General features: G+C 68.5%; 22 protein-coding genes. 10 read left to right on the forward strand and 12 right to left on the reverse strand.

What is annotated here, in order from left to right; translation table 11 throughout:
- The gene (locus VMT65_RS15250; protein WP_326308853.1) at positions 1-1,305 is read left to right on the forward strand and encodes an alpha/beta hydrolase; all 1,305 of its coding nucleotides are present in this window, start codon (positions 1-3) and stop codon (positions 1,303-1,305) included.
- On the opposite strand, the gene VMT65_RS15255 is transcribed toward VMT65_RS15250, so the two are convergent.
- Together VMT65_RS15255 and VMT65_RS15260 are read right to left on the reverse strand one after the other, a co-directional pair.
- On the reverse strand, positions 1,302-2,474 hold the full coding sequence (locus VMT65_RS15255; protein ID WP_326308854.1) for a low temperature requirement protein A: 1,173 nt from the start codon (positions 2,472-2,474) through the stop codon (positions 1,302-1,304). The genes VMT65_RS15250 and VMT65_RS15255 overlap by 4 nt on opposite strands.
- Before the next feature lie 94 nt (positions 2,475-2,568).
- The gene (locus VMT65_RS15260) at positions 2,569-6,069 is read right to left on the reverse strand and encodes a protein kinase domain-containing protein (protein WP_326308855.1); all 3,501 of its coding nucleotides are present in this window, start codon (positions 6,067-6,069) and stop codon (positions 2,569-2,571) included.
- A gap of 303 nt (positions 6,070-6,372) precedes the next feature.
- On the opposite strand from VMT65_RS15260, the gene VMT65_RS15265 reads away from it, so the two are divergent.
- Together VMT65_RS15265 and VMT65_RS15270 are read left to right on the forward strand one after the other, a co-directional pair.
- Positions 6,373-9,150 (forward strand): AfsR/SARP family transcriptional regulator, encoded by a 2,778-nt coding sequence (locus VMT65_RS15265; protein WP_326308856.1) that lies wholly within the window; start codon positions 6,373-6,375, stop codon positions 9,148-9,150.
- 64 nt (positions 9,151-9,214) lie between these two features.
- Positions 9,215-9,739, forward strand: coding sequence for an ester cyclase (locus tag VMT65_RS15270; protein WP_326308857.1), 525 nt, complete (start codon positions 9,215-9,217; stop codon positions 9,737-9,739).
- Positions 9,740-9,765: 26 nt separating this feature from the next.
- Here the strand turns inward: VMT65_RS15270 and VMT65_RS15275 are convergent, their stop codons facing one another.
- Positions 9,766-10,011: a hypothetical protein gene (locus tag VMT65_RS15275; protein WP_326308858.1), complete on the reverse strand. Its 246-nt coding sequence runs from the start codon at positions 10,009-10,011 to the stop codon at positions 9,766-9,768.
- A 4-nt stretch (positions 10,012-10,015) separates the two neighbouring features.
- Here VMT65_RS15275 and VMT65_RS15280 point away from each other — a divergent pair, with 4 nt between their 5' ends.
- Positions 10,016-10,144: a hypothetical protein gene (locus VMT65_RS15280; RefSeq protein WP_326308859.1), complete on the forward strand. Its 129-nt coding sequence runs from the start codon at positions 10,016-10,018 to the stop codon at positions 10,142-10,144.
- A 173-nt stretch (positions 10,145-10,317) separates the two neighbouring features.
- Here VMT65_RS15280 and rlmN read toward each other — a convergent pair whose 3' ends face one another.
- Positions 10,318-11,427, reverse strand: coding sequence for a 23S rRNA (adenine(2503)-C(2))-methyltransferase RlmN (rlmN, locus tag VMT65_RS15285; protein ID WP_326308860.1), 1,110 nt, complete (start codon positions 11,425-11,427; stop codon positions 10,318-10,320).
- 79 nt (positions 11,428-11,506) lie between these two features.
- Between rlmN and VMT65_RS15290 the strand changes: the two genes are divergently transcribed.
- Complete coding sequence (locus VMT65_RS15290; RefSeq protein ID WP_326308861.1) at positions 11,507-12,727, forward strand: lipase family protein; 1,221 nt, start codon at positions 11,507-11,509, stop codon at positions 12,725-12,727.
- A gap of 23 nt (positions 12,728-12,750) precedes the next feature.
- Complete coding sequence (locus VMT65_RS15295; RefSeq protein ID WP_326308862.1) at positions 12,751-13,065, forward strand: LapA family protein; 315 nt, start codon at positions 12,751-12,753, stop codon at positions 13,063-13,065.
- A gap of 3 nt (positions 13,066-13,068) precedes the next feature.
- Here VMT65_RS15295 and VMT65_RS15300 read toward each other — a convergent pair whose 3' ends face one another.
- From VMT65_RS15300 to VMT65_RS15315, 4 genes are all read right to left on the reverse strand, one after another.
- Positions 13,069-13,938 (reverse strand): phosphatidate cytidylyltransferase, encoded by an 870-nt coding sequence (locus tag VMT65_RS15300; RefSeq protein ID WP_326309187.1) that lies wholly within the window; start codon positions 13,936-13,938, stop codon positions 13,069-13,071.
- A gap of 250 nt (positions 13,939-14,188) precedes the next feature.
- Positions 14,189-14,746, reverse strand: a complete 558-nt coding sequence (frr, locus tag VMT65_RS15305) for a ribosome recycling factor (RefSeq protein ID WP_326308863.1) — start codon at positions 14,744-14,746, stop codon at positions 14,189-14,191.
- 61 nt (positions 14,747-14,807) lie between these two features.
- Positions 14,808-15,542 (reverse strand): UMP kinase, encoded by a 735-nt coding sequence (gene pyrH, locus VMT65_RS15310; protein WP_326308864.1) that lies wholly within the window; start codon positions 15,540-15,542, stop codon positions 14,808-14,810.
- A 167-nt stretch (positions 15,543-15,709) separates the two neighbouring features.
- On the reverse strand, positions 15,710-16,567 hold the full coding sequence (locus VMT65_RS15315; protein ID WP_326308865.1) for a helix-turn-helix transcriptional regulator: 858 nt from the start codon (positions 16,565-16,567) through the stop codon (positions 15,710-15,712).
- A 106-nt stretch (positions 16,568-16,673) separates the two neighbouring features.
- On the opposite strand from VMT65_RS15315, the gene VMT65_RS15320 reads away from it, so the two are divergent.
- The 3 genes from VMT65_RS15320 (at position 16,674) to VMT65_RS15330 (ending at position 18,490) form a co-directional block, all read left to right on the forward strand.
- The gene (locus tag VMT65_RS15320; protein WP_326308866.1) at positions 16,674-17,558 is read left to right on the forward strand and encodes an NmrA/HSCARG family protein; all 885 of its coding nucleotides are present in this window, start codon (positions 16,674-16,676) and stop codon (positions 17,556-17,558) included.
- A gap of 10 nt (positions 17,559-17,568) precedes the next feature.
- Complete coding sequence (locus tag VMT65_RS15325; RefSeq protein WP_326308867.1) at positions 17,569-18,096, forward strand: cupin domain-containing protein; 528 nt, start codon at positions 17,569-17,571, stop codon at positions 18,094-18,096.
- A gap of 91 nt (positions 18,097-18,187) precedes the next feature.
- Complete coding sequence (locus VMT65_RS15330; RefSeq protein ID WP_326308868.1) at positions 18,188-18,490, forward strand: hypothetical protein; 303 nt, start codon at positions 18,188-18,190, stop codon at positions 18,488-18,490.
- Between the two features lie 13 nt (positions 18,491-18,503).
- Here VMT65_RS15330 and tsf read toward each other — a convergent pair whose 3' ends face one another.
- Positions 18,504-19,319 (reverse strand): translation elongation factor Ts, encoded by an 816-nt coding sequence (gene tsf / locus VMT65_RS15335; protein ID WP_326308869.1) that lies wholly within the window; start codon positions 19,317-19,319, stop codon positions 18,504-18,506.
- 108 nt (positions 19,320-19,427) lie between these two features.
- On the reverse strand, positions 19,428-20,258 hold the full coding sequence (gene rpsB / locus VMT65_RS15340; RefSeq protein WP_326308870.1) for a 30S ribosomal protein S2: 831 nt from the start codon (positions 20,256-20,258) through the stop codon (positions 19,428-19,430).
- 254 nt (positions 20,259-20,512) lie between these two features.
- Between rpsB and VMT65_RS15345 the strand changes: the two genes are divergently transcribed.
- Positions 20,513-21,034: a GNAT family N-acetyltransferase gene (locus VMT65_RS15345; RefSeq protein WP_326308871.1), complete on the forward strand. Its 522-nt coding sequence runs from the start codon at positions 20,513-20,515 to the stop codon at positions 21,032-21,034.
- Here VMT65_RS15345 and VMT65_RS15350 read toward each other — a convergent pair.
- The gene (locus VMT65_RS15350) at positions 21,013-21,342 is read right to left on the reverse strand and encodes a DUF202 domain-containing protein (RefSeq protein WP_326308872.1); all 330 of its coding nucleotides are present in this window, start codon (positions 21,340-21,342) and stop codon (positions 21,013-21,015) included. The two genes, VMT65_RS15345 and VMT65_RS15350, sit on opposite strands and share 22 nt — an antisense overlap.
- On the reverse strand, positions 21,339-21,692 hold the full coding sequence (locus VMT65_RS15355; RefSeq protein ID WP_326308873.1) for a YidH family protein: 354 nt from the start codon (positions 21,690-21,692) through the stop codon (positions 21,339-21,341). Before VMT65_RS15355 ends, VMT65_RS15350 begins: the two co-directional genes overlap by 4 nt.
- Between the last annotated feature and the right edge of the window lie 66 nt (positions 21,693-21,758).

Genomic DNA, 21,758 nt, shown 5'->3' on the forward strand with positions numbered 1-21,758 from the left:
ATGAGCGTTGACATGGATTCCGCGACCGTGGCATCGAAGGTTGTCGAGCTGCTGCGTGACGAACGCTTCGACGAGCTGGCGACCTTGTTCGCGCCGCGGTTGGCCGAGGTGGTGTCGGCCGACACCGTGCGGGTCGGATGGACCGGTGAGATCGCCAAGGTCGGTGCGGTTCGCACGGTCGGGACGCCCGCCGGGGAAGCCGCGGACGCGGGGCTGACGCGGGTGCGGGTCGCGCTCACCTGCGAACGCGGCGGGATCGTGGTGCACATGGCCGTGGACGGACGGGGTGAGCTGCACGGGTTGCGGCTGGCGGCGCCCGACGAATCCGCCTGGACCCCACCGGATTACGCCGATCCGCGCCGGTTCACCGAGCGGGAGATCACGCTGGGTGGCGGTGAGACCGCGGTGTCCGGCACGCTGACCATGCCGAAAGGCCGTGGGGCTCGACCCGCCGTGGTGCTGGTGGCGTCCGGGGCGGTCGATCGGGATGTCACGATCGGGCCGAACAAGCCGTTCAAGGACCTGGCCTGGGGGCTCGCGAGTCGGGGTGCGGCCGTGGTGCGGTTCGACAAATTGACCTACGCGCACAGTGGATTCGAGAGCGCGCCGGGTTTCACCATGGTCGAGGAGTACCTTCCGCATGCCCTCGCCGCGGTGGAGTCGCTGCGCCGCGAACCCGGTGTGGATCCCGCGCGCGTCTACGTGGTCGGCCACAGTGGCGGCGGTAAGGCTGCCCCGCGTATCGCGGCCGCCGATTCCGCCATCGCGGGCGTGGGAATCCTTGCCGGAGACACGATTCCACTCACCCGCTCGATCCTCCGCGCCCTCGCGCACATTGCCGAAGTGCAGCCCGACACCGACATGACCGAGACCGTGGAATCCACTCGCCTGCAGGTGGCTCGCACCGAAAGCCCAACGCTCTCACCGGAAACGCCGACCGCGGAGCTGCTGTTCAACTGGCCCGCCTCCTACTGGTTGGACCTGCGCGACTACGACCAGGTCGCCACGGCCGCCGCGTTGAACCGCCCGATTCTCCTCGTGCAGGGCGGGCGCGACTACCAGGTCACCGTCGAGGAGGACCTCCGACTCTGGCGAAACGGGTTGTCCGGCTCGCCCGACGTCACCATTCGCGTCCATGCCGCCGATGACCACCTGCTCTTCCCCGGCACCGGACCGTCCACGCCGGGCGACTATGTCGAGCCGAATCACGTTGACCCCGAGGTGATCACCGATATCGCCGACTGGCTGGGCGCGGAGCCCGTCCGCACGACGCTGCGCGATCGCCTCGCCCGGCTGCTGGGCTAACGCGCGCGCAGCGGGTTGCGCAGGAGCAGCAGCGGGCGGCCGGTCGCGACGACCCAGTGCTCGAAGACATTGAGCCCGGCCAGGATCGCGGTCGTCAGCGCGAGAACGGCGATCTGCGGCAGCACGGGCGCGGCCAGGGTGAGGATGGCCAGCAGGACGGTCGTGATGAGTCGGCCCAGGGTGGCCGCGCCGAACATGCGCCAGCGGGTGAACAGGAACGCGGCCACGAACAGCGTCGCGCCCAGGGGCAGCAGGTATCCGGTCGCGCCGTGCGCCACCGCGGTCGGATGCTCGACCAGGGTCCGGGATCCCACCGCGACCAGTACCAGTCCGACGACCAGCAGCATGTGACCGTAGCTGAGCACGTCCCGCACCACGGTGCCGCGAATCTGGTTGGTGCGCAGGGAATGTTCGACCGCCGAGAACCCGTACGCGAAGTACAGCCACCACAGGCCGCACCCGAGCGCGAAGATCAGCACCACGGCAATCCAGGACACGACGCCCAGATGTGCTTCGGCCGCTTCGGAACCCACCGAGGCGACGGTCTCGCCGAGCGCGATGATCACGAAGGTGGCGAACCGTTCCGGCAGATGCGTCGCGCCGAACTGCACGGTCTCCAGCTTGCGGGCCAGCAGCGCCGGACCGCCGAAGGCCAGCGCGACCGCGATGATCCAGAGCCCGTTGCGGATTCCCCCGGGGGGCACCAGTCCCGCCACCACCAGGATCACGGCCGCGATGACCGTGACGGTGAAGGGGTTGAACCAGTTCCCGAATGCCCCCGCCTGCGCGAACGCCCGCTTGCGCTGCATTTCCGCCCACAGCAGTACGCGCAGCACCAGGTGCGCGCCCGCCAGGAGGAGCGGCTGCGCGTGTCCGGTGAAGGCGTGCGGCGCGGTGATCGCCACCACGAACATGCACAGCCCGCAGGCGAACAGGAACAGGCGCTGTCGAGTGGAATCCTCGACCCCGTGCACGGCCAAGGTGGTGCCCACCCAGGACCACCACATGATCGCCAACAACAGGACCGTCTGTCCGACCGCTCCCCAACTCTGCCCGGCGAACGCCACATGCGCGGCCTGCGTCACCGCGAACACCAACACCAGATCGAAGAACAGCTCGGCCCAGCTGGCCCGCTCGTGCGCCTCGTGCACAGGTTCGGTCACACTCATTTTCCCGCCTAACGCCACCGCCCAGCCGGCTCACTCTAACCGCGCGCGACTCTCCCGAACCCGGCGAACAGTGCAGCCCTGAGCGAACGACCGTTCAGATCGTTTGGGCGGCGTGGGCGTCCACCAGGGCACGCAGGAAGTCGGGCGGGACCTCGGGCCAGTCCGGATGCCAGCGCCCCGCCATTTGGTCGGCGTGCAGGGCGGCGAGGGTGGCGACCACGTAGGGGCCGCCGTCGAGGATGTAGCGGACCGAACCGTGTTCGGCGCATTGGGCGGTGACGGTGGCCAACAGGGCCTTGGCGGCGTCGATGCGGCCGCTGGCGGCCAGGCAGGCGATGAGCAGGCGGCGGGCCTTGAGGAGTTCGCGCGGGCGGTGGACGGCGGCCAGGCGGTCGACCCATTCCTGGGCCCAGACGCACGCGAGTTCCAGGCTGTCGCGGGTGGATTCGGCCAGCAGCAGGCGGATCGCGGTGAACTCCTCGTAGAGGATGGTGAATTCGTCGATGGGGTCGGTCGGGATGCGGCGGTGGGCGTAATCGACGACCGGCAGGGGACCGAACTCGGGGTGCGGCGGCAGACCCAGACGCAGGCGTTCGTTCTCGACCTCGGCGCGCAGCCGGGGCAGCGACATCGACATCGCCACGCGGGCACCCTCGTTCAGGCGGCGAATGGCGGCGGCGCGATCGCCGCGCAGCGCCTTCACGCGAGCGCCCACCACGTAGCGCGCCAGCTTGAAATCGACCACACCGGCGTCGGGACCGAGCTTGTAGCCCTCGTCGAGCAGGCGTTCCGCCTCGGCGAGTTCCCCGCGCTCGTAGAGCAGTTCACCGAGCAGGGAACCGGCCAGGCGGGTGCCGTAGGAGTGGGTGCCGCCGGACTGCTTGGCGATCTTCAACGCGCTGCGGAAATACTGTTCGGCGCGGGCGATGTCGAGTTGCAGGCTGGCAGCCAGACCCAGGAAGCACAGGCCGTGAATATTGTTGTACTGGCCCTTGTTTCGGCGCATGTAGGGAGCCGACCACTCCTGGATTCGCACGGCCTCCTCGAAGTCGTAGCGGTAGCCCGCCGCGAAGCTGGCGACATTGGCGGCAATGGCCACCACATACGGCGACAGCTCGTCGGCCAGCATGAAACACGCGGTGAGCCGTTCCTCCACGCCGGTCAGCACATCGGCGCGGACGGTGATCACCGAATGCACCACGCCCGCCTCGGCGCGCAGCAGATCCACGGTGTGCCGGTCGAGTTCACCGGTCTCGAGGGTCGATTCGGCCAGTTGCAGCGCGCGTTCGGCCGGACCGGCCCGGTGCAGCAGGATATTCGCCCATGCCAGATCCAGTTGCAGCCGCGGATGGGTCTCGATGACCGCGGGCGGCAGCTTGTTCACCAGCCCGATGAGGCTGGCCATCTGCCCGTACTCGAGCAGCGACATGCCATCGCGCTCAACGATTTCCACGGCCCGCTGTTCGTCCCCGGCCAGCAGCGCGTGGTCGACGGCCTCGCTCACGTGCCGGTGCTCGGCGAACCATGCCGAGGCCGCGCGGTGCAGCTCGTCGAGCTCCTCGGCGTGGTCGTGTTCGAGGCGTTGGCGCAGGAAATCCTGGAACAGCTGGTGGTATTGGAACCACTGGCCGCCGTCGAGTCGGCGCAGGAACAGATCCTGCTGCTCGATCTGCTCGAGCAGGGCCTTGCCGTCCGCGACACCGGTGAGCGCGGAAGCCAGGTCGCCGCAGGTGCGTTCGGTGAGCGAGGTCGTCACCATGAAGTCGAGCACGCCGGGTTCCAGGGTCTCGAGCACGTTCTCCGCCAGGAATTCGCCGATGGCGTGGTGGCGGCCGGTGAGCTGGCCGATCAGCATGCCGGGATCGGAGCTGCCGCGCAGCGAAAGGGCCGCGAGTTGCAGGGCCGCGGCCCAGCCGCCGGTGGATTCGACGAGGTCCTCCACGTCACCGCGATCCAGATCCAGCCCACCCAGGTCGACCAGCAGCGCGTAGGCCTCGTCGGCGGTGAATCGCAGTGCGGCGGTGTCGATTTCGACCAAATCGCCGCGGGCGCGCATCGAGCTCATGGGCAGGCCGGTCTGGCGGCGGCTGGTCACCAGGATGCGCAGGGCGGGGCTGCAACTCTCGATCAGGAAGCGCAGCGCGGCCTGGGTGCCGGTGTCGGCCACGCGATGCCAGTCGTCGATGACCACGGTGAGATGCTCACCGCGACGGTCGATCTCATTGATCAGGGAGGTCAGCACGAAGCGTCCAGCCTCGTCGCCGTGCTCCTCGAGCAGGTCGCCGAGTTCGCGGGCCAGGGCGGGGCGGGTCGCGCGGATGGCCTCGATCAGATGGGAGAGGAACCAGACCACATTGTCGTCGTCGCTGTCGACGGTCAGCCACGCCACCGAACCGCCCTGTGCGGTGACGGCGGCGCACCACTGCGCGGCCAGGGTGGTCTTGCCGAATCCGGTGGGGCCGTGGACGACCGCGAGACGGCGATCGTGGCCCGAGCGCAGGGCGTCCAACAGCCGGGGGCGTTCGACCAGCGCGCGACTGACGGTGGGCGGACGCAGGCGGGTGGCGGGGACGGGTGGGGTCGCGGCGGTCGTGCGCCCGGTGCGGCGGCGGCCCGTGGTCGGGGTCCGACCGGTCGGTGCGCCGACGCTCGTGGTGCCCGATGTCGCCCGCTGCTCCCCCAGGTCCGCCGCGGGCAGCGGAATCGCCATCTCGTCCAGCGGAAGTCCGTGCCGCTCTTGAATTTCCCGCAGCGCCGACCCGAATTCGGCCGCCGACGCGGGCCGGTCACCGCGCTCGCGCGCCATGGCGGATTCGATCACCGCGGTCAGATCCGGCGGCAGTCCCGCACCCGCCAGGTCCGGCATCGGCTGCTTGGTGATCCGCACGAACTGCGCGACCAACTGCTCGCCGCTGCGCCGCTCGAACACCGCGTGCCCGGTTCCCGCGCAGAACAGCGTGGCCGCCAGACCGTAGACATCGGCCGTCACATCCGGGGCCTGCCCCTGCAGCACCTCGGGCGCGGTGTACGCGGGCGACCCGGTGACCGTTCCGGCCGCGGTCTCGAAACCGCCTGTCAGCCGCGCGATCCCGAAGTCGGCGAGCTGCGGTTCCCCGTATTCGGTCAGCAGGATATTGGCCGGTTTCACATCCCGATGCAGCAGCCCCCGCCGATGCGCGGTCTCCAACGCCCCCGACAGCTTCACCCCGAAACACAGCAGGTCCTGCCATCCGACGGGCCCGCGCTCCTGAATCCGGCCGTCCAGCGACCCGTGCGCGTGATACGGCATGACGATGAACGGCCGACCGGTATCGGTCGATCCCACCTCGAACACCGTCACGATATTCGGATGCCCGCTCAGCTTCCCCATGGCCAGCTGCTCGCGCACGAACCGTTCGAGGGCCTCGGACTCCAAATCCGCCGTCAACACCTTGATGGCCACGGTCCGCTCCAACGCGGCCTGAAAACACCGATATACCACCCCGAACCCACCCCGCCCGATCTCGGTGGGCTCCCCGAACCCGGCAGCCTCCAACTCCGCCGCGAACCCATTGGTCACTTCGCGGCGCGTGGAGAACGGATCGACATGCGCCATAGCGACCCCGATACGAAAACGAGCCTTTCACCCCGAGCATAAGCCGATCACGGGGTCCAACGCAGGCGGAAAAACTCTTCCGAGGCGGGGGTCGGCAAATCCCCTCCCCCGCACCGTGATCAAGATCGGGGTCGGCCCCGGTCGGTACGGCACCCCTCGACGGCCGGGCCGACCGGGTTCGGCCGTCGGCCGACGTCGGTGACCACTGTTCCGGGCGGGCATTTCAGATGACTTACAGGTGTGTCCGGCTGCCTCCGGGTTCGGGGGCGGGCTCGTCGGTTGCTTGTCGGCTACCGTGGCGAGGTGTTGGTGTGTCGAGATCTCGGTCCGGTGGAGATCGAGGTGGACGGTGTCGCCCGGGAGGTCGGTGGGGCGATGCCGCGGCGGCTGTTGGCCGCGCTGGCTACCGGGGGTGGGGGTGCGGTCGAGGATTCGGTGCTGGCGGAACTGGTTTGGGGGGTGGGGCTCACCGACGAGGTGAAGAACATGATGCGGGTGGTGGTGCATCGGGTGCGGGTGGCGGTGGGGCGGGCGGCCGTGGCGCGCACGGCGCGGGGGTACGCGTTGGCGGCGCGGTTCGATCACGAGGTGTTCGCGGAACGGGTGGAGGCGGGGCTGGGGCGGCTGGCGGCCGGTGATGCCGCCGGAGCGGCCGAAGCGTTGGAGGCGGCCTTGGGGCTGTGGCGTGGCGAGCCGTTCACCGAACTCGGGGATTCGCTGCATGTTTCGGGGATGCGGACACGGCTGACCGAGCTGCGGGGTGTGGCGTTCGAGGAGTTGCAGGCCGCGCGGCTGGCGAGCGGGGAGACCGCGCGGGTCATCGCGGCCGCGAGCGAGGCGGTCGTCGAGACGCCGTTTCGGGAACGGCTGTGGGAACTACTGGCCTTGGGGCTGTATCGCGGCGGGCGTCAGGCGCAGGCGCTGGCCGAGCTGCGGCGGGTGCGCGGGCTGTTCATCGACGAGTTGGGGGTGGAACCTGGACCGGCGCTGCGGGAGTTGGAGCGCCGGATGCTCGCGCAGGATCCGGAGCTGCTGCCCGCGGCCGCGCCGGTGTCGATCGAGGCGGTGCCGGAGGCGGTCGCTCCGGCCATTGTTCGGCCGTCGACTCGATTCATCGGCCGGGCAAGGGAATCGGCGCTTTTGACGGAGCTGCTGGAGCGGTCCCGCCTGGTGACCGTCACCGGCCCGGGCGGGGTGGGCAAGACCCGGCTCGTCATCGAATACGCCGCCGATCGGGACGACACCCGGCTGGTTCGGCTGGCCGATGTGCGCGAGGCCGGCGCGCTCGTGTCCATGACCGCGGCGGCGCTGGGTCTGAGCGGACCGGCCGCGGCGTCCCCGGACACGATCGGGCGGGCGATCGCGGACCGGACCGAGCTGCTCGTTCTCGACAACTGCGAACACCTGGTCGACGATCTGCCCGAGCTCGTGCTGCCGCTGCTGGCGCGGAGTCCCGGGCTGCGCATTCTCGCCACCGGTCGCCGACCCACCGGAATCGAAGGCGAGCAGGTCCTTCCGCTCGCCCCGCTCGCGATCGGGGATGCCTCTCTGGAACTCTTCCTCGACCGTGCCCGAGCCCATCGCCCCGACTGGCGGCCGAGCGCCGCGGACACCGCGACCGCCCTCGAAATCTGCACCGTGCTGGACGGTCTCCCCTTGGCGATCGAGTTGGCCGCGGCCCGGGTCCGCTCCATCGGCCTGCACGATCTCGCGGAACGTCTGCGCGAGCGACTCGACGTCCTCGGTGCCACCCCGCGCGGGTCGATCTCACCGCACCCGTCGCTCGCAGCCGCGATCGGCTGGAGCATCGACCAACTGCCCGACACCGACCGCGCGCTACTGCACCGACTCTGGCCCTTCGAGGGCGGATTCGATTGGCGGGCAGCCGAATCCGTTCGCGACGAGACCGCCACCGCCGCCGTGTTCGCGAGCCTGGCCGATCTGGTGGACCGATCCGTCCTCACCGTCGATCTGACCTCCGGGCACGGCCGCTACCGACTGCTCGAGACCATCCGCCGCTACTGCCGCCAGCTCGATCCGGATCCAACGACATCCCTTGCCGCCCACGCCGAGTGGGCTCGCGCGCTCATCGCCGATCAGGTGGCACTGTTCGCCGGGCCGCGCTTCACCGACGCGGTGCGCACCCTGGTGCGGGAACTGCCGAACCTGCGCGCGGCCATCGCCCACGATCTGGAACACGCTCCGCTGCAAGCGCTTCGGAGTACCGGCGCGCTCACCTATTTCTGGGTGACCGCGGGTGTGGTGCCGGAGGGCATCCGGCTGTTGCGCGCGGCGCTGGCCGCCTGCCCGTCCGCACCCGCCGCCGACCGGGCCCGCGCCCTGATCGCGCTCTCGCTGACCTCGGCGCACATCGGGGCGACCCAGTCCGCGCTGGAATACGCCGAGGACGCCCTCGCTCTGCTCGACGACACCGACCCGGACCACGACCTGCTGCTGCTCGAGGCGCATCTGCGGCGCTGCAATGCCCTGGCGGACCTGGGCGACACCACCGCGCTGCCGGCCGCCGCGAGCACCTTCGCCGCCGCCTGCGATCAGCGCGACGCCCCCGACTATCTGCGGGCCACCGCGCTGTGGGGCATCGGCATCGTGGAATTCCAGGACGGCAAACACGAGCAGGCCATCGAAACCCTCACCCGGGCACACGAACTCAGCGCGCGCGGCGGATTCGTCTCGGGCGCGGGCATCACCGACCTCTTGGTCGCCTGGTGTCTGCTCGCCGATCCGGCGGCCGATCGAGCTGTGCTGCGTCGCGCCCTGGATCTCCTGCAGCGCGCGGTGCGGTCCTTCGAACAGCAGCCGCACTTCTCCGACGAACTGGCCGCCGTCTACGCCGGAAGCTACGCCCTCGCCCAACTCGGCCACGCCGACACCGCGATTCGACTCCATGCCGCGGCGCTCGCGCACGCCGACCGGCTCGGCACCGATCCCAGCCGCTACCTCGGTTTCGCGGGTCCCGACCTGATCGATCGCGTCCGCCGCGCCTTCGACACCGTGACCGCCGATCCGACCCTGTCCTGGACCGACATGATTGCCCTGTTCACCGGCACCGCCGAGCTGTAATTGTGGTGAAACAGGTCCCGAATACGGTCGAAGGTCATTGCGATCCACCAGAAAGGGGACTCCCATGACGCACACCTATTCGGGTGTTCACGGGATCGCCGTGCGCTGCATCCGCATGATGGGCGACGGCACCCGCGAGGAATTCGACGCACTCGTCCACCCCGACTCCATCAACCGCGAGGCCAAGGCCGAGCCTCCCGCCGCCCGCGGCCGCGGCCCCGCCGCCGTATGGGCCAGCGCCCAATGGCTGCGCGGCGCGTTCGCCGACCTGCACTGGGAAATCCACGACATTGTCGGCACCGGCGACCTCGTCGCCGTCCACACCACCATGTCCGGCCGCCAGATCGGCCCGTTCATCGTCTACGACGACAACGCCCGCCCCGTCCAAGCCTTCCCCTCCACCGGCAAGACCTTCGCCGTCACCCAATCCCACTGGTGCCGCATCGTCGACGGCCAGCTCATCGAACACTGGGCCAACCGCGACGACCTCGGCCAGGCCACCCAATTGGGTTGGGTCCCACCCACTCCCCTCTACATCGCCCGCATGCAAGCCGCCCTCCGCCGCGCCCGCCGCGAGGCCGCCTCCTAGCTGCTGTCGGCACCTCGCAGGCTCGGTCAGCAGTGGCTGCTCTTCCACGCGACCAGCTTGTCGAGCAGCAGGCCCACCGCGGCACTGTTGATCTGGTCCTGTCCCTTGTGCTCGAGGTGCCCGTAGATCACGGAATCCACCTGCGAGTAAGCCGCGATGATCTCGGTGGGCACATGCGGCTGAAACGTCCCGAGCCGCTTCTCGGCCCCCTGCCGATCACTCGGCTCCTGCCCCTGCTGCAACGCATGCGCGAGATCGATCTCATACTGCACCTCGGTGCAGGCATCCCCGCTACCCTCCGCCTGCACCGAACTGGGCGCGGCCGCCGAAGTCTTCCCCGCGGCAACAGAACTCGTCGTCACACCCCCCTGCGGCGCGGCAACGGTCGTCGACGACGCCGAATGATCACTGCCGCAACCACTCAACACGGCGACGGCGGCACCCAAAACAAGGCAGGCACTAACGCTGCGGTACAAAACATCTCCCAAGAGTCCGAACGAGCCACATCGACCCGCCCATCCTGAACCCCCGCGATTACACCCGCCTTACAACGCCGCGAACCGCCAGCATCCGTCCGCTCAGCCCTCGGCGGCGAGTTGGCCGCAGGCGGCGGCGATTTCTTGGCCTCGGGTGTCGCGGACGGTGCAGGTGACGCCCTGGGCCTGGACTCGGCGGACGAATTCGTCTTGGACCGCTTTGGGGCTGGCGTCCCATTTGCTGCCGGGGGTGGGGTTGAGGGGGATGAGGTTGACGTGGACCAGGGGGCCCAGGGCCTTGTGGAGTTTCTTGCCGAGCATGTCGGCTCGCCAACCGTGGTCGTTGATGTCGCGGATCAGGGCGTACTCGATCGAGACTCGGCGGCCGGACTTGTCGGCGTAATACCGTGCGGCGTCGAGGACTTCGGCGACCGGCCAGCGATTGTTGACCGGTACCAAGGTGTCTCGGAGTTCGTCGTCCGGGGTGTGCAGGGAGACAGCGAGTCGCACCGACATGTTCTCGTCGGCCAGCTTGCGGATGGCGGGGGCCAGCCCGACGGTGGAGACCGTCACCGAGCGCTGGGAGATGCCGAAACCCTCCGGCGACGGGGAGGTGATGCGGCGGACGGCGTTCACCACGCGCTTGTAGTTGGCGAGGGGCTCGCCCATGCCCATGAAGACGATGTTGGACAGGCGGCCGGGGCCGCCCGCGACCTCGCCGTCGCGCAGGGCGGCCGCGGCGGCGCGGACCTGGTCGACGATCTCTGCGGTGGACAGGTTGCGGTTGAGGCCGCCCTGGCCGGTGGCGCAGAAGGGGCAGGCCATGCCGCAGCCGGCCTGCGAGGAGATGCACAGGGTGTTGCGGTCGGGATAGCGCATGAGGACGGACTCGAGCAGGGTGCCGTCGTTCGCCTTCCACAGCGACTTGCGGGTGGTGCCGTCATCGCACTCGATGTGGCGGATCTCGGTGAGCAGGCGCGGGAACAGCGCCTCGGCGACCTTGGCGCGCATGGCCTCCGGCAGATCGGTCATCTGCTCCGGGTCGGCGACCAGCCGCCCGTAGTACTGGCGCGCGATCTGGTCGGCACGGAACTTGGGGAGCCCGAGCTCCTCGACCACCGCCTTGCGCTCCTGCGCATCGAGGTCGGCGAGATGCCGCGGCGGCATACCGCGACGCGGGGCATCGAAAACGAGGGGCAAGGGGGTAGTCATAACCCGTCCAGTGTACGTACCGACATTGTCCGGATTCGCTACCGGCCGGATCGGCACCGCTGACATAGGGTTGCGATCCGTGCCCGACATCCGACGTATAGGCGTTCTGCTGGGCGGCACCGCGCTGCTGATCGCCCTCGGTGTGAGCGTCTCGCCCGCGCGGCCCCAGCCCGTCGCGCCCGACGACGACCCGTTCTATTCGGCACCCTCCGATATCGCCGAGCACGCGCCGGGGTCGGTCCTGAACCACCGCGAGATCTCGATCTTCGGTCTGCCGATTCGGGTTTCGACCTGGCACCTGCAATACCGGACCACCGGCCCCGAGGGGCGGCCGATCGCCACGGTCGCCACGGTCATCGTGTCCGCAACGCCGTGGCCCGGCCCCGGCGCTCGACCGCTGCTGTCCTATCAGGTCGCCGAGGACAGTCTGGGCACCCGCTGCGCCCCGTCGTTCGCCCTGCACGGCGGCCGGGATTCGGCGGTCTCGAGCACCGCGATCGAGACGCCGTTCATCGTCGACGCCCTGCGGCGCGGGTGGGCCGTGGTCGTGCCGGACTACCAGGGCCCGGAGTCGCGATTCCTCGACGGTGTGAGTTCGGGCCGCGCCGTGCTGGACGGCATCCGCGCCGCCCGCACCTTCGCACCCGCCGGTCTGAGCACCGCGAGCCCGATCGGCGCGTGGGGCTATTCCGGTGGCGCGTTCGCCACCCTGTGGGCGGCCCAGTTGCGCCGCGCCTACGCGCCGGAACTGCCCATCGCCGGTGTCACCGCGGGCGGAATTCCGACCGATCTCGCGACCATGGCGCGCAATGCGGACGGCGGTGCGCAGGCGGGCTTGAGCATGCTGATCGTCCTGGCCCTGATTCGCAACGCGCCGGGCTCCGAGCTGGCGGGCCTGCTGAACGACCGCGGCCGGGCCGCCCTGTCCGAGGCGGCGGGCTCCTGCGGACTGGATCTGCTGACCCGGTATTCGGACACACATCTCGACGAGTACTCGAAAACGCCCGAGCTGCTGTCGCAGTCGGCCTTCGCCGCGGCCGCGCGCCAGCAGGAACTCGGCGACGACGCCCCCGATATGCCGCTGTACCTGTACCACAGCACCACCGACGAGACCATTCCCATCGCCGGGTTCGACACCCTGACGCAGCGCTACTGCGGCCCGAAATCCACGGTGCTGGCGCATCGTTCGCCCGCGGGCGGACACAAGGCCACCGCGATCGTGGAGGCGCCCGGGGGCATGGCCTTCATGGCCGACCGTTTCGCGGGCGCACCCCTGACGCCCGGATGCTCGGTGTCCTAGCCCGCGTCACATACGATCTTGCTATGACTACCGCCGTGCCAGACGCCGGGGCGGATCCGACCCCGAGCAAGGGAAGTTCGAAGCACAAGGGCGCGCTCAAGACCCGCGCCGGTTACGCGTGGATCGGGCTGGTCATCGCCGCCCTGATCGGCATCGCACTGCTGGTCTTCATCCTCCAGAATCTCGAACAGGTCAGTGTGACCGTCTTCGCCTGGGAGTGGAATCTGCCGCTGGGCGTGCTGGTCCTGCTGTCGGTGATCGCGGGTGCGCTGGTGACCGCGCTCATCGGCGGATACCGCATATTCCAGCTCCGCCGAGTCGCGAAAAAGGCCCAGTAGCGCTCAGAGCAGGGCGGTCAGCACCAGCCAGGACACGAAGGCCGACGGCAGCATGGAGTCCAGTCGATCCATGATGCCGCCGTGGCCGGGCAGCAACGTGCCCATGTCCTTGATGCCCAGCTCCCGCTTGATCTGCGATTCGATCAGATCGCCGCTGGTGGCCACCAGCACCAAACCCACGCCCAGCAGCACGCCGATCATCGAATTCGCCTGCAGCAGCAGCGTCACCGTGAGCAGCCCGCCGATCACGCAGAACACCAGCGAGCCGCCGAAGCCCTCCCAGGACTTCTTCGGGCTGATGTGCGGCACCATCGGATGCTTGCCGAACAGCACCCCGGCCACATACCCGCCGACGTCCGAGCAGACCACCAGGATCATGAAGGTCAGGACCCGCAGATTGCCCTTGTCCTCGGAGAGCATGAGCACCGCGAACGCCGCCAGCAGCGGAATCCAGACCAGTGTGAACACCGAGATCGCGGTGTCGCGCAAGTAGTTTCGCGGCGTCGCGCGCAGGCCGTGGTCGAACAGCCGCCATACCATGAGCGTCAGCGCCGTCGCCCCGAACGCGCCCAGTACACCCTGCGGACCGACCGGCCAGGCCAGCCACACCACCGCCTGCCCGCCGACCAGCAGCGGAATCCGCGGCACCAGCACATCGGCCTCGCGCAGCCGCTTGGCCACCTCCCAGGTGGCCACCGCGACCGCCACCGCGATCACGCCGACGAGCACCTTGGGCGCCCACAGCAGAATCGCGATGAGCGACAACCCGAGTCCGAATCCGACCGCCAGCGCTGCCGGAAGATTGCGTCCCGCCTTCGACTTCGGCGCGCTCGGCTGCCCCGCGGCGGGCGCACCGCCCCGACCCGAGTCGATGTCACTACCCGACTCGCCACTACCCGAGTCGACGCCATTGCCGGACTCACCGCCCGGCGTGGCCGAATGGGTGCCCGACCCGGCCGCGGCCGTGGCCGCCGCGGATGCGGTCGGCACGGTGGCTTCCTCCGGCTTCTCGCCGGTGGCGGCGATCTCTTCGGCCACGATTGTCCCGTCGCTCAACTTTGTCGTCCGTTCGTCCCTACCCCCGGCCGAAACTCGGCCGTCTCAGCACTCGCAACAACGAGCACTAGACCTCGAGCAGTTCGCTTTCCTTGTGCTTCACCAGCTCGTCGACCTGTGCCACGTACTTGTCGGTGGTCTTCTGCAGTTCCTTCTCCGCGCGGCTGACCTCGTCCTCGCCCGCCTCGCCGTCCTTCTGGATGCGGTTGAGCTCGTCCATGGCCTTGCGGCGGACATTGCGGATGGCGACCTTGGCGTCCTCGCCCTTGGACTTGGCCTGCTTCACCATCTCCCGACGCCGCTCCTCGGTGAGCTGCGGGATGGCGACCCGAATGATGTCACCGTTGTTGGTGGGGTTCACCCCCAGATCCGAATTGCGGATCGCGGTCTCGATGGGCTGCATCTGCGCCTGCTCGTACGGCTTGATCACCACCATGCGCGGTTCGGGCACGGTGATCGAGGAGATCTGGGTGATCGGTGTCATCGAGCCGTAGTACTCGACCACGATCCGGGAGAACATGCCCGGATTCGCGCGACCGGTCCGAATAGAACCGAGATCGTCCTTCACCACCGAGACGGCCTTCTCGAACTTTTCCTCGGCGTCGAAGAGCGCTTCTTCAATCACGGCGTTTCCTCCACTGCGTCATGGTTCTTGTCGTCGGTCACGACCGGACCCTGGTCCACGGTCACGACCTGACCAGGGTGCCGATCTTCTCACCGGCGACAGCGCGGGCGATATTTCCCTTGGTCAACAAATTGAACACCAGCATCGGCATCTGGTTGTCCATACAGAGGCTGAAGGCGGTGGCATCGGCGACCTTCAGGCCGCGCTCCAACGCCTCCTTGTGGGTGATCTCGGTGAACATGGTGGCGTCCGGGTCCTCACGCGGGTCCGCGGTGTAGACGCCGTCCACGGCCTTGGCCATCAGCACCACTTCCGCGCCGATCTCCAGCGCGCGCTGGGCCGCGGTGGTGTCGGTCGAGAAGTAGGGCATGCCCATGCCCGCGCCGAAGATCACGACGCGGCCCTTCTCCAGGTGCCGCTTGGCGCGCAGCGGCAGGTACGGCTCGGCGACCTGGCCCATGGTGATGGCGGTTTGCACCCGGGTGTCGATGCCCTGCTTCTGCAGGAAGTCCTGCAGCGCAAGGGAATTCATGACGGTGCCGAGCATGCCCATGTAGTCCGAGCGGGCGCGTTCCATGCCGCGCTCCTCGAGTTCCGCGCCGCGGAAGAAGTTGCCGCCGCCGATGACGACCGCGACCTGGACGCCCTCCGAGACGACCTCGGCGATCTGCTCGGCGACCATCTGCACCACATCGGGATCGAGACCCACCCGGCCACCGCCGAACATCTCGCCACCCAGCTTGAGGAGAACTCGGCGATAGCCCTTGCGGTCGGGGGCGGTATCCGGGTCCGTCATCGGTCTCCTTGTCTTCGCGGTCGAGCGTGCGCAGGCACATGAAAAGACCATCCCGGCCGACGAATTGCACGGGACGGCAACAAAGCTTCATCTATCCTGCCTCACGCACGGTCACGACGGTGAGCCGACCCTCGATACCGGCTCCCGATTCGTGACAATTCGACCCGTCATTCCGCAGCCAGCAGCGCGGCGATTCGCTCGGCGGCCACCGGCGTGGCGGGAACCTGTACCACCATGAGCAAGAACGGATTCTCGACCGGGCGCACCTGGAACACCTCCAGTTCGATCAGACCCGCGCGCGGATGCCGCACCCCGATGGTGGCCGGACGAAACCGGCGCACCGGGTATTCCGACCACCAGCGGCGGAACTCCGGACTCTCGGCGATCAAACCGGCCACCAGGTCGGTCAGGCGCGGATCGCTCGGGCGGCGGCCCAGCGCATCGCGCAACTGGCTCAACACCGCCAGCGCCGCGCCCTCCCAATGCGCCATGCGCATGCGATTGGTCTTGTCGGTGAACATCATCCAGAGCAGATTGCGTCGGCCCGGCGGCAGGTCGAGAGGATCGTCGCGAACCCGCACATAGGCGCGATTCCACACCAGATAGTCGAAGTCCTCGCCGTAGATGCTGGCCGGATTGGGCATGACGGCGTCCACGAGTCGTTGCAGGCGAGCCCGGTCGGCGGTGGCGCGCCGCTCCTCGGGTTCGGCCAGCCCGGCCAGGAACCGCAGATGCCGATGCTGATCCGCGTCCAGCCGCAGGGTCCGGGCCAGGGCGTCGATGACCTGCCGGCTGGCCTCCACCTCGCGCCCCTGCTCGAGCCAGGTGTACCAGGTCAAACCCACGCCCGAGAGCTCGGCGACCTCCTCGCGCCGCAATCCCGGCGTGCGCCGACGGGCCGGATCGCCGTAGGGCGTCAAACCCACGTCCTCGGGCCGCAACCGGGCCCGCTGCGCCCGCAGGAATTCGCCCAGTTGCGCGTGCCGGTTCGGCGGTCCACCGGAAGTGCCATTGCCGCTTACCATTTCGGCGTCCCCCTGTACAGATGCCTGACTAGCAGTATGGCCACCAGGACAGGGGCGCGCCCGGATTCCTACCGTCGAAGCGAGATCGACGAGCAGGAGTTGAACCATGAACGCAGAGCGCGGGCCGGTGCTGGTCATCGGGGCCACCGGACGGCAGGGCACCGCCACGGTGACGGCATTACTCGAAAAGGGCTGGCCGGTACGGGCTTTCGTGCGCGACTCGGAGGCGCCCAAGGCGCGGGCGCTCCGGGACGCCGGTGCGGAGCTGGCCGTCGGCGATCTGGACGACGAGGAATCGCTGCGCGCGGCCATGGACGGCGTGCACGGCATCTTCCTCATGCTGACGATGATGGACGGCGTCCACATCAGCCTCGAGGCGGTCGCGGCCGAGGAGCGTCGCGGCAAGGCCGTCGCCGACCTGGCGGCCAAAGCCGGTGTCGCGCACCTGGTCTACAGCTCGCTCAACGGGGTCGGCATGGGCTCGGGCATCGAATACTATGACGCCAAGGAGCACATCGAGGACCACATCCGCGCCCTCGGCCTGCCCGCGACCATGCTGCGGCCGGTGTCGTTCATGGACAACTTCGCCACCTACAGCAAGCCGACCCGCGACGGCGACGATCTGGTGCTGGCCCTGGCGGTGCCGCCGGACGCGCCGATGCCGCTGATCGCCATCGAGGACATCGGCCGCTTCGCCGCGCTGGTCTTCGACCGGCCCGAGGAGTACCTCGGCCGTGTGGTGGGCCTGGCCGGGGACAGCCCCACGCCCCGGCAAATCGCCGAAACCCTCGCCCGCGCGGCCGGACTGATCCCGCGTGTGGTCCAGGTCCCGGTCGAGCAGATCCGCGCCTTCGACGAACAGGTGGGCAAGATGTTCGCCTTCTTCAACACCCACCCCACCCCCGCCGCCGATATCCCCGCCCTGCGCGCCGCCTTGCCCGAGCTGATGACGCTCGAGGACTGGGTGCGCCACACCGACTGGAAACTCTGAGGAGCACACCATGACCGACGGACTCCTGGCCGCAGACGGCCTACTGCTCCCGCCCGGCGCGGGCGAAAAGGTGCAGCCCACCATGACCATGAAGGTGGGAGCCGACCGCTCCGACGCCTGGTCGGCCTTCGAGGCCACGGTCCCACCGGGTTTCGACGTCGGCGCCCACTGGCACGGCCACGCCGAGGAGATCTTCTACGTCGTCGAGGGCGAATTGAACCTGCTGGCCTTCCACCCGCAGGCCAAGGCCGTCGGCGACTGGCTCACATGGGAGGCCGAGGACGGCACCACCGTCTACCGCGGCGGCCCGGGCAGTTTCATGTACGTCCCCGCAGGCTGCCCCCACGCCTTCTACAACCCCGGAACCATCACGGCCACAATGCTTTTCATGGTCACCCCCTCCGGCCACGAGAAGTACCTGGCCGAACTGAGCGAACTCCTGCTCTCCGGCGAGGCCACCCCCGACCTCATCGCCGAGCTTCGCCTGAAGCACGACATCCACCAGCTGACCCCGCTCCAGAACCGCCCCCTCGACTGATCGGCACCTCGACGGCATCACACTGCTGCCCCAGCAATTCGGGCCGCGAATCATGTTTGAACCACGATTATTTCAAATATGATCCGCATCCATGATCTCGAAATACCGGTTGATCCGAACAGGATTCGCCACCCTCACCCTCGTAGCGGGTCTCGTCGCCGTCGCGGGTCCGGCCACGGCCGACACCATGCTCACCCCGGTCTCCGCACCACCCGTCCTCGATACCGGCAGCGCTGCCATCGACACCGGCAGCTCCAACATCTACCAGCTCTTCAACCCCGAGACCGGCAGCGCTCTCATCGACACCGGCAGCTCCTGGCTCGGGCGGTTGGTCTACCCGTTCTACAAAAAGCCCGTCCTGCATCGGACTCCGATGCAGGACGGGCATTTCTGAATGTGTCAGGCGATTACGCCTGGCCGACCTCGAAGCGGGCGAAGCGGGTGATGGTGACACCGGCCTCGTCCAGCTGGGCCTTGACGGTCTTCTTGGAGTCGGTGACCGAAGCCTGCTCCAGGAGGACGACGTCCTTGTAGAAACCGTTGACGCGGCCTTCGACGATCTTCGGCAGCGCGGCCTCCGGCTTGCCCTCTTCGCGGGCGGTGGCCTCGGCGATCTCGCGCTCCTTGGCGACCAGCTCGGCCGGGACGTCCTCGCGGGTCAGGTACTTGGCCTTGAGGGCCGCGACCTGCATACCGGCGGCGCGGGCGGCCTCGGCGTTGTCACCGGTGTACTCGACCAGGACGCCCACGGCGGGCGGCAGGTCGGTGGCACGCTTGTGCAGGTAGACGGTGGTCTGGCCGTCGAAGGTGGCGACGCGGCGCAGCTCGAGCTTCTCGCCGATCTTGGCGGCCAGCTCCTGCAGCACCTGGTCGGCGGTCTTGCCGTCGACCTCGACCGCCTTCAGGGCGTCCAGGTCGGCCGGGCGGGCCTTGGCGGCCGCCGCGACGATCGCGTTCGCGACGTCCTGGAACTCCTGGTTCTTGGCCACGAAGTCGGTCTCGGAGTTGATCTCGATCAGCACGCCGTCCTGCGCGGCGACCAGGCCCTCGGCGGTGGCGCGCTCGGCGCGCTTGCCAACGTCCTTGGCGCCCTTGATGCGCAGGAACTCGACGGCCTTGTCGAAGTCGCCCGCGTTCTCCTCGAGCGCCTTCTTGCAGTCCATCATGCCGGAGCCGGTGAGCTCGCGGAGCCGCTTCACATCGGCGGCGGTGTAGTTCGCCATCTCGGGCGAGCCTCCCTTTGTGAGTGAAAGTCTGTGGTGGTCAACCTTGCCGACCGTTTTCGACCGAGAACGGTCGGCAAGGTGAACAGATGCCTCGCGGCGGGAAAATCAGGCCTCGGCCGGAGCCGCGGCCGACTCCTCGGCCGGGGCGGCCTCGGCGGCCGGGGCAGCCTGCGCGAGCAGCTCCTGCTCCCACTCGGCGAGCGGCTCGCCCGCGCCGGCCTCCGGCTTCGAGTCACCGGCGGCACGCGAGGCACGAGCCTGCACACCCTCGGCGACGGCGGAAGCGACGACCTTGGTCAGCAGCGCGGCCGAACGGATGGCGTCGTCGTTACCCGGGATCGGGTAGTCGACCAGGTCGGGATCGCAGTTGGTGTCCAGGATCGCGATGACCGGGATGTTCAGCTTGCGCGCCTCGCCGACGGCGATGTGCTCCTTGTTGGTGTCGACAACCCAGATGGCCGAGGGAACCTTGGCCATGTCCCGGATGCCGCCCAGGGTGCGCTCGAGCTTGTTCTTCTCACGCGTCAGCATGAGGATTTCCTTCTTGGTGCGACCCTCGAAACCGCCGGTCTGCTCCATCGACTCCAGCTCCTTCAGGCGCTGCAGCCGCTTGTGGACGGTCGAGAAGTTGGTGAGCATGCCGCCCAGCCAGCGCTGGTTCACGTAGGGCATGCCGACACGGGTCGCCTCGGAGGCGATCGACTCCTGGGCCTGCTTCTTGGTGCCGACGAAGAGAACGGTGCCGCCGTGGGCAACGGTCTCCTTGACGAACTCGTAGGCCTTGTCGATGTAGGTCAGCGTCTGCTGCAGATCGATGATGTAGATGCCGTTGCGGTCGGTGAAGATGAACCGCTTCATCTTCGGGTTCCACCGGCGGGTCTGGTGACCGAAGTGCGCGCCGCTGTCGAGCAGCTGCTTCATTGTTACGACAGCCATGGCTCCGTAACTTCCTCTCGTTGCTGGTTGACACAGGAATCGGCGATTCCTGCCCTGGCGCCCACGGCCGCCGGAACCTCCGAAAACGAATTCAGGGGACCAGCCGGCGACGCTCACAGTGGGCGCGCGAAGTCGGTTCGCGTTCACGCAAACCGCTGGACCAGTTTACGCAGCGCGGGCCGCAGACCGAAATCGGCCCCGGGACGAGCGAAATGCGGATGCGGAACCGCAGGTCAGCGGCATAGTGTGGGCTGATGCTGCGAACCGGGCGACTGCTGCTGTCGCCACTGCATCCCGATGACCGCGACGAGTTGCGCGGGCTGTGGCGACGGGCGGAAGTTCGTGCGTTCCTCTTCGACGGGGAGACGTTGTCGGACGAGCGGATAGTGGAGCTCATCACAAATTCCGAAAAGGATTTCGCCACCGAGAATTTCGGATTCTGGGCGGTGCGGGAGATCGGCGGGGACGGGTCGCTGATCGGGACGGCCGGGCTGCGCAGGCTCGATGACGGGCCCGATGTGGAGGTCGTCTACAACCTGGATCCGGCCTGGTGGGGGCGTGGGCTGGCGAGCGAGGCGGCCGCGGCGGTGGTGGATTACGCCTTCGAGGTGCTGGGGGTGGATCGGGTGCTCGCGGAGATCGACGAGGGCAATACGGCGTCCATCGCGGTCGTGGAGCGGCTGGGCATGCGGCCGTTCGAGACGGTGCCCGGCGTGCTCGGGCCGATGATCCACTTCGCCCTCGCGAACCCGGGTCAGGTCGCCGAGACCGAATAGGCGATCGAGATCGCCAGGGCCGTCGCCACCACCGCGAAAATCGCGATCGCGAAGGCGGTGATGGAGCGTTTTCCATTGCTCCAGTTGCCTTTTCGATGCGAATGCAGCACGGCGCTGCGGCGGACGCAGATGACCGTCACGACGGCCGACGCCAGCATGGCGACAAGGGCGAGGATGACGACCGGCCGGTAATCGCTACTGGCGGCGACGCGCACGAACAACAGCAGATTGGCCATGCACCCGATAGCGGTGCGACGCCACGCCAGCGCGGTCCGCTCGGCGGCCAGCCCCGCCTCCGGGCTCGTCACGAGAGGAGCAGGCCGACGCTGGCCAATGCCGCGATGACGGCGATACCGAACGCGAGAATCGGCACCATCACCGTTCGCGGCAACCTGCCCCCGCGCTCCATGACCGCCTGCACATGCCGCCAACGCCCGTACGCGCCGACCGCGATGATCGCCGCCAACACAATGCAACTCATCGCCACGGCACTGCGCAGCCCGTGCTGCCGAAACGGCCTGACCAGTTCGTGCACGGCCACCCCACCCGCGAGCAGCCCGAGCGCGGTCCGCATCCACGCCAGAAACGTCCGCTCATTGGCCAGCGTGAACCGGTAATCGATCGGCGGTGCTTCCTCTTCCTTGGAGCTAGTCCCCAATATCCCTCCAACCCCCAAGTGACGTCGCCGCTATTCACAACGAGTCGTGTCATCCACACTCGCCGA

This window comes from Nocardia sp. CDC153 (assembly GCF_035818515.1).
Lineage (GTDB): Bacteria > Actinomycetota > Actinomycetes > Mycobacteriales > Mycobacteriaceae > Nocardia.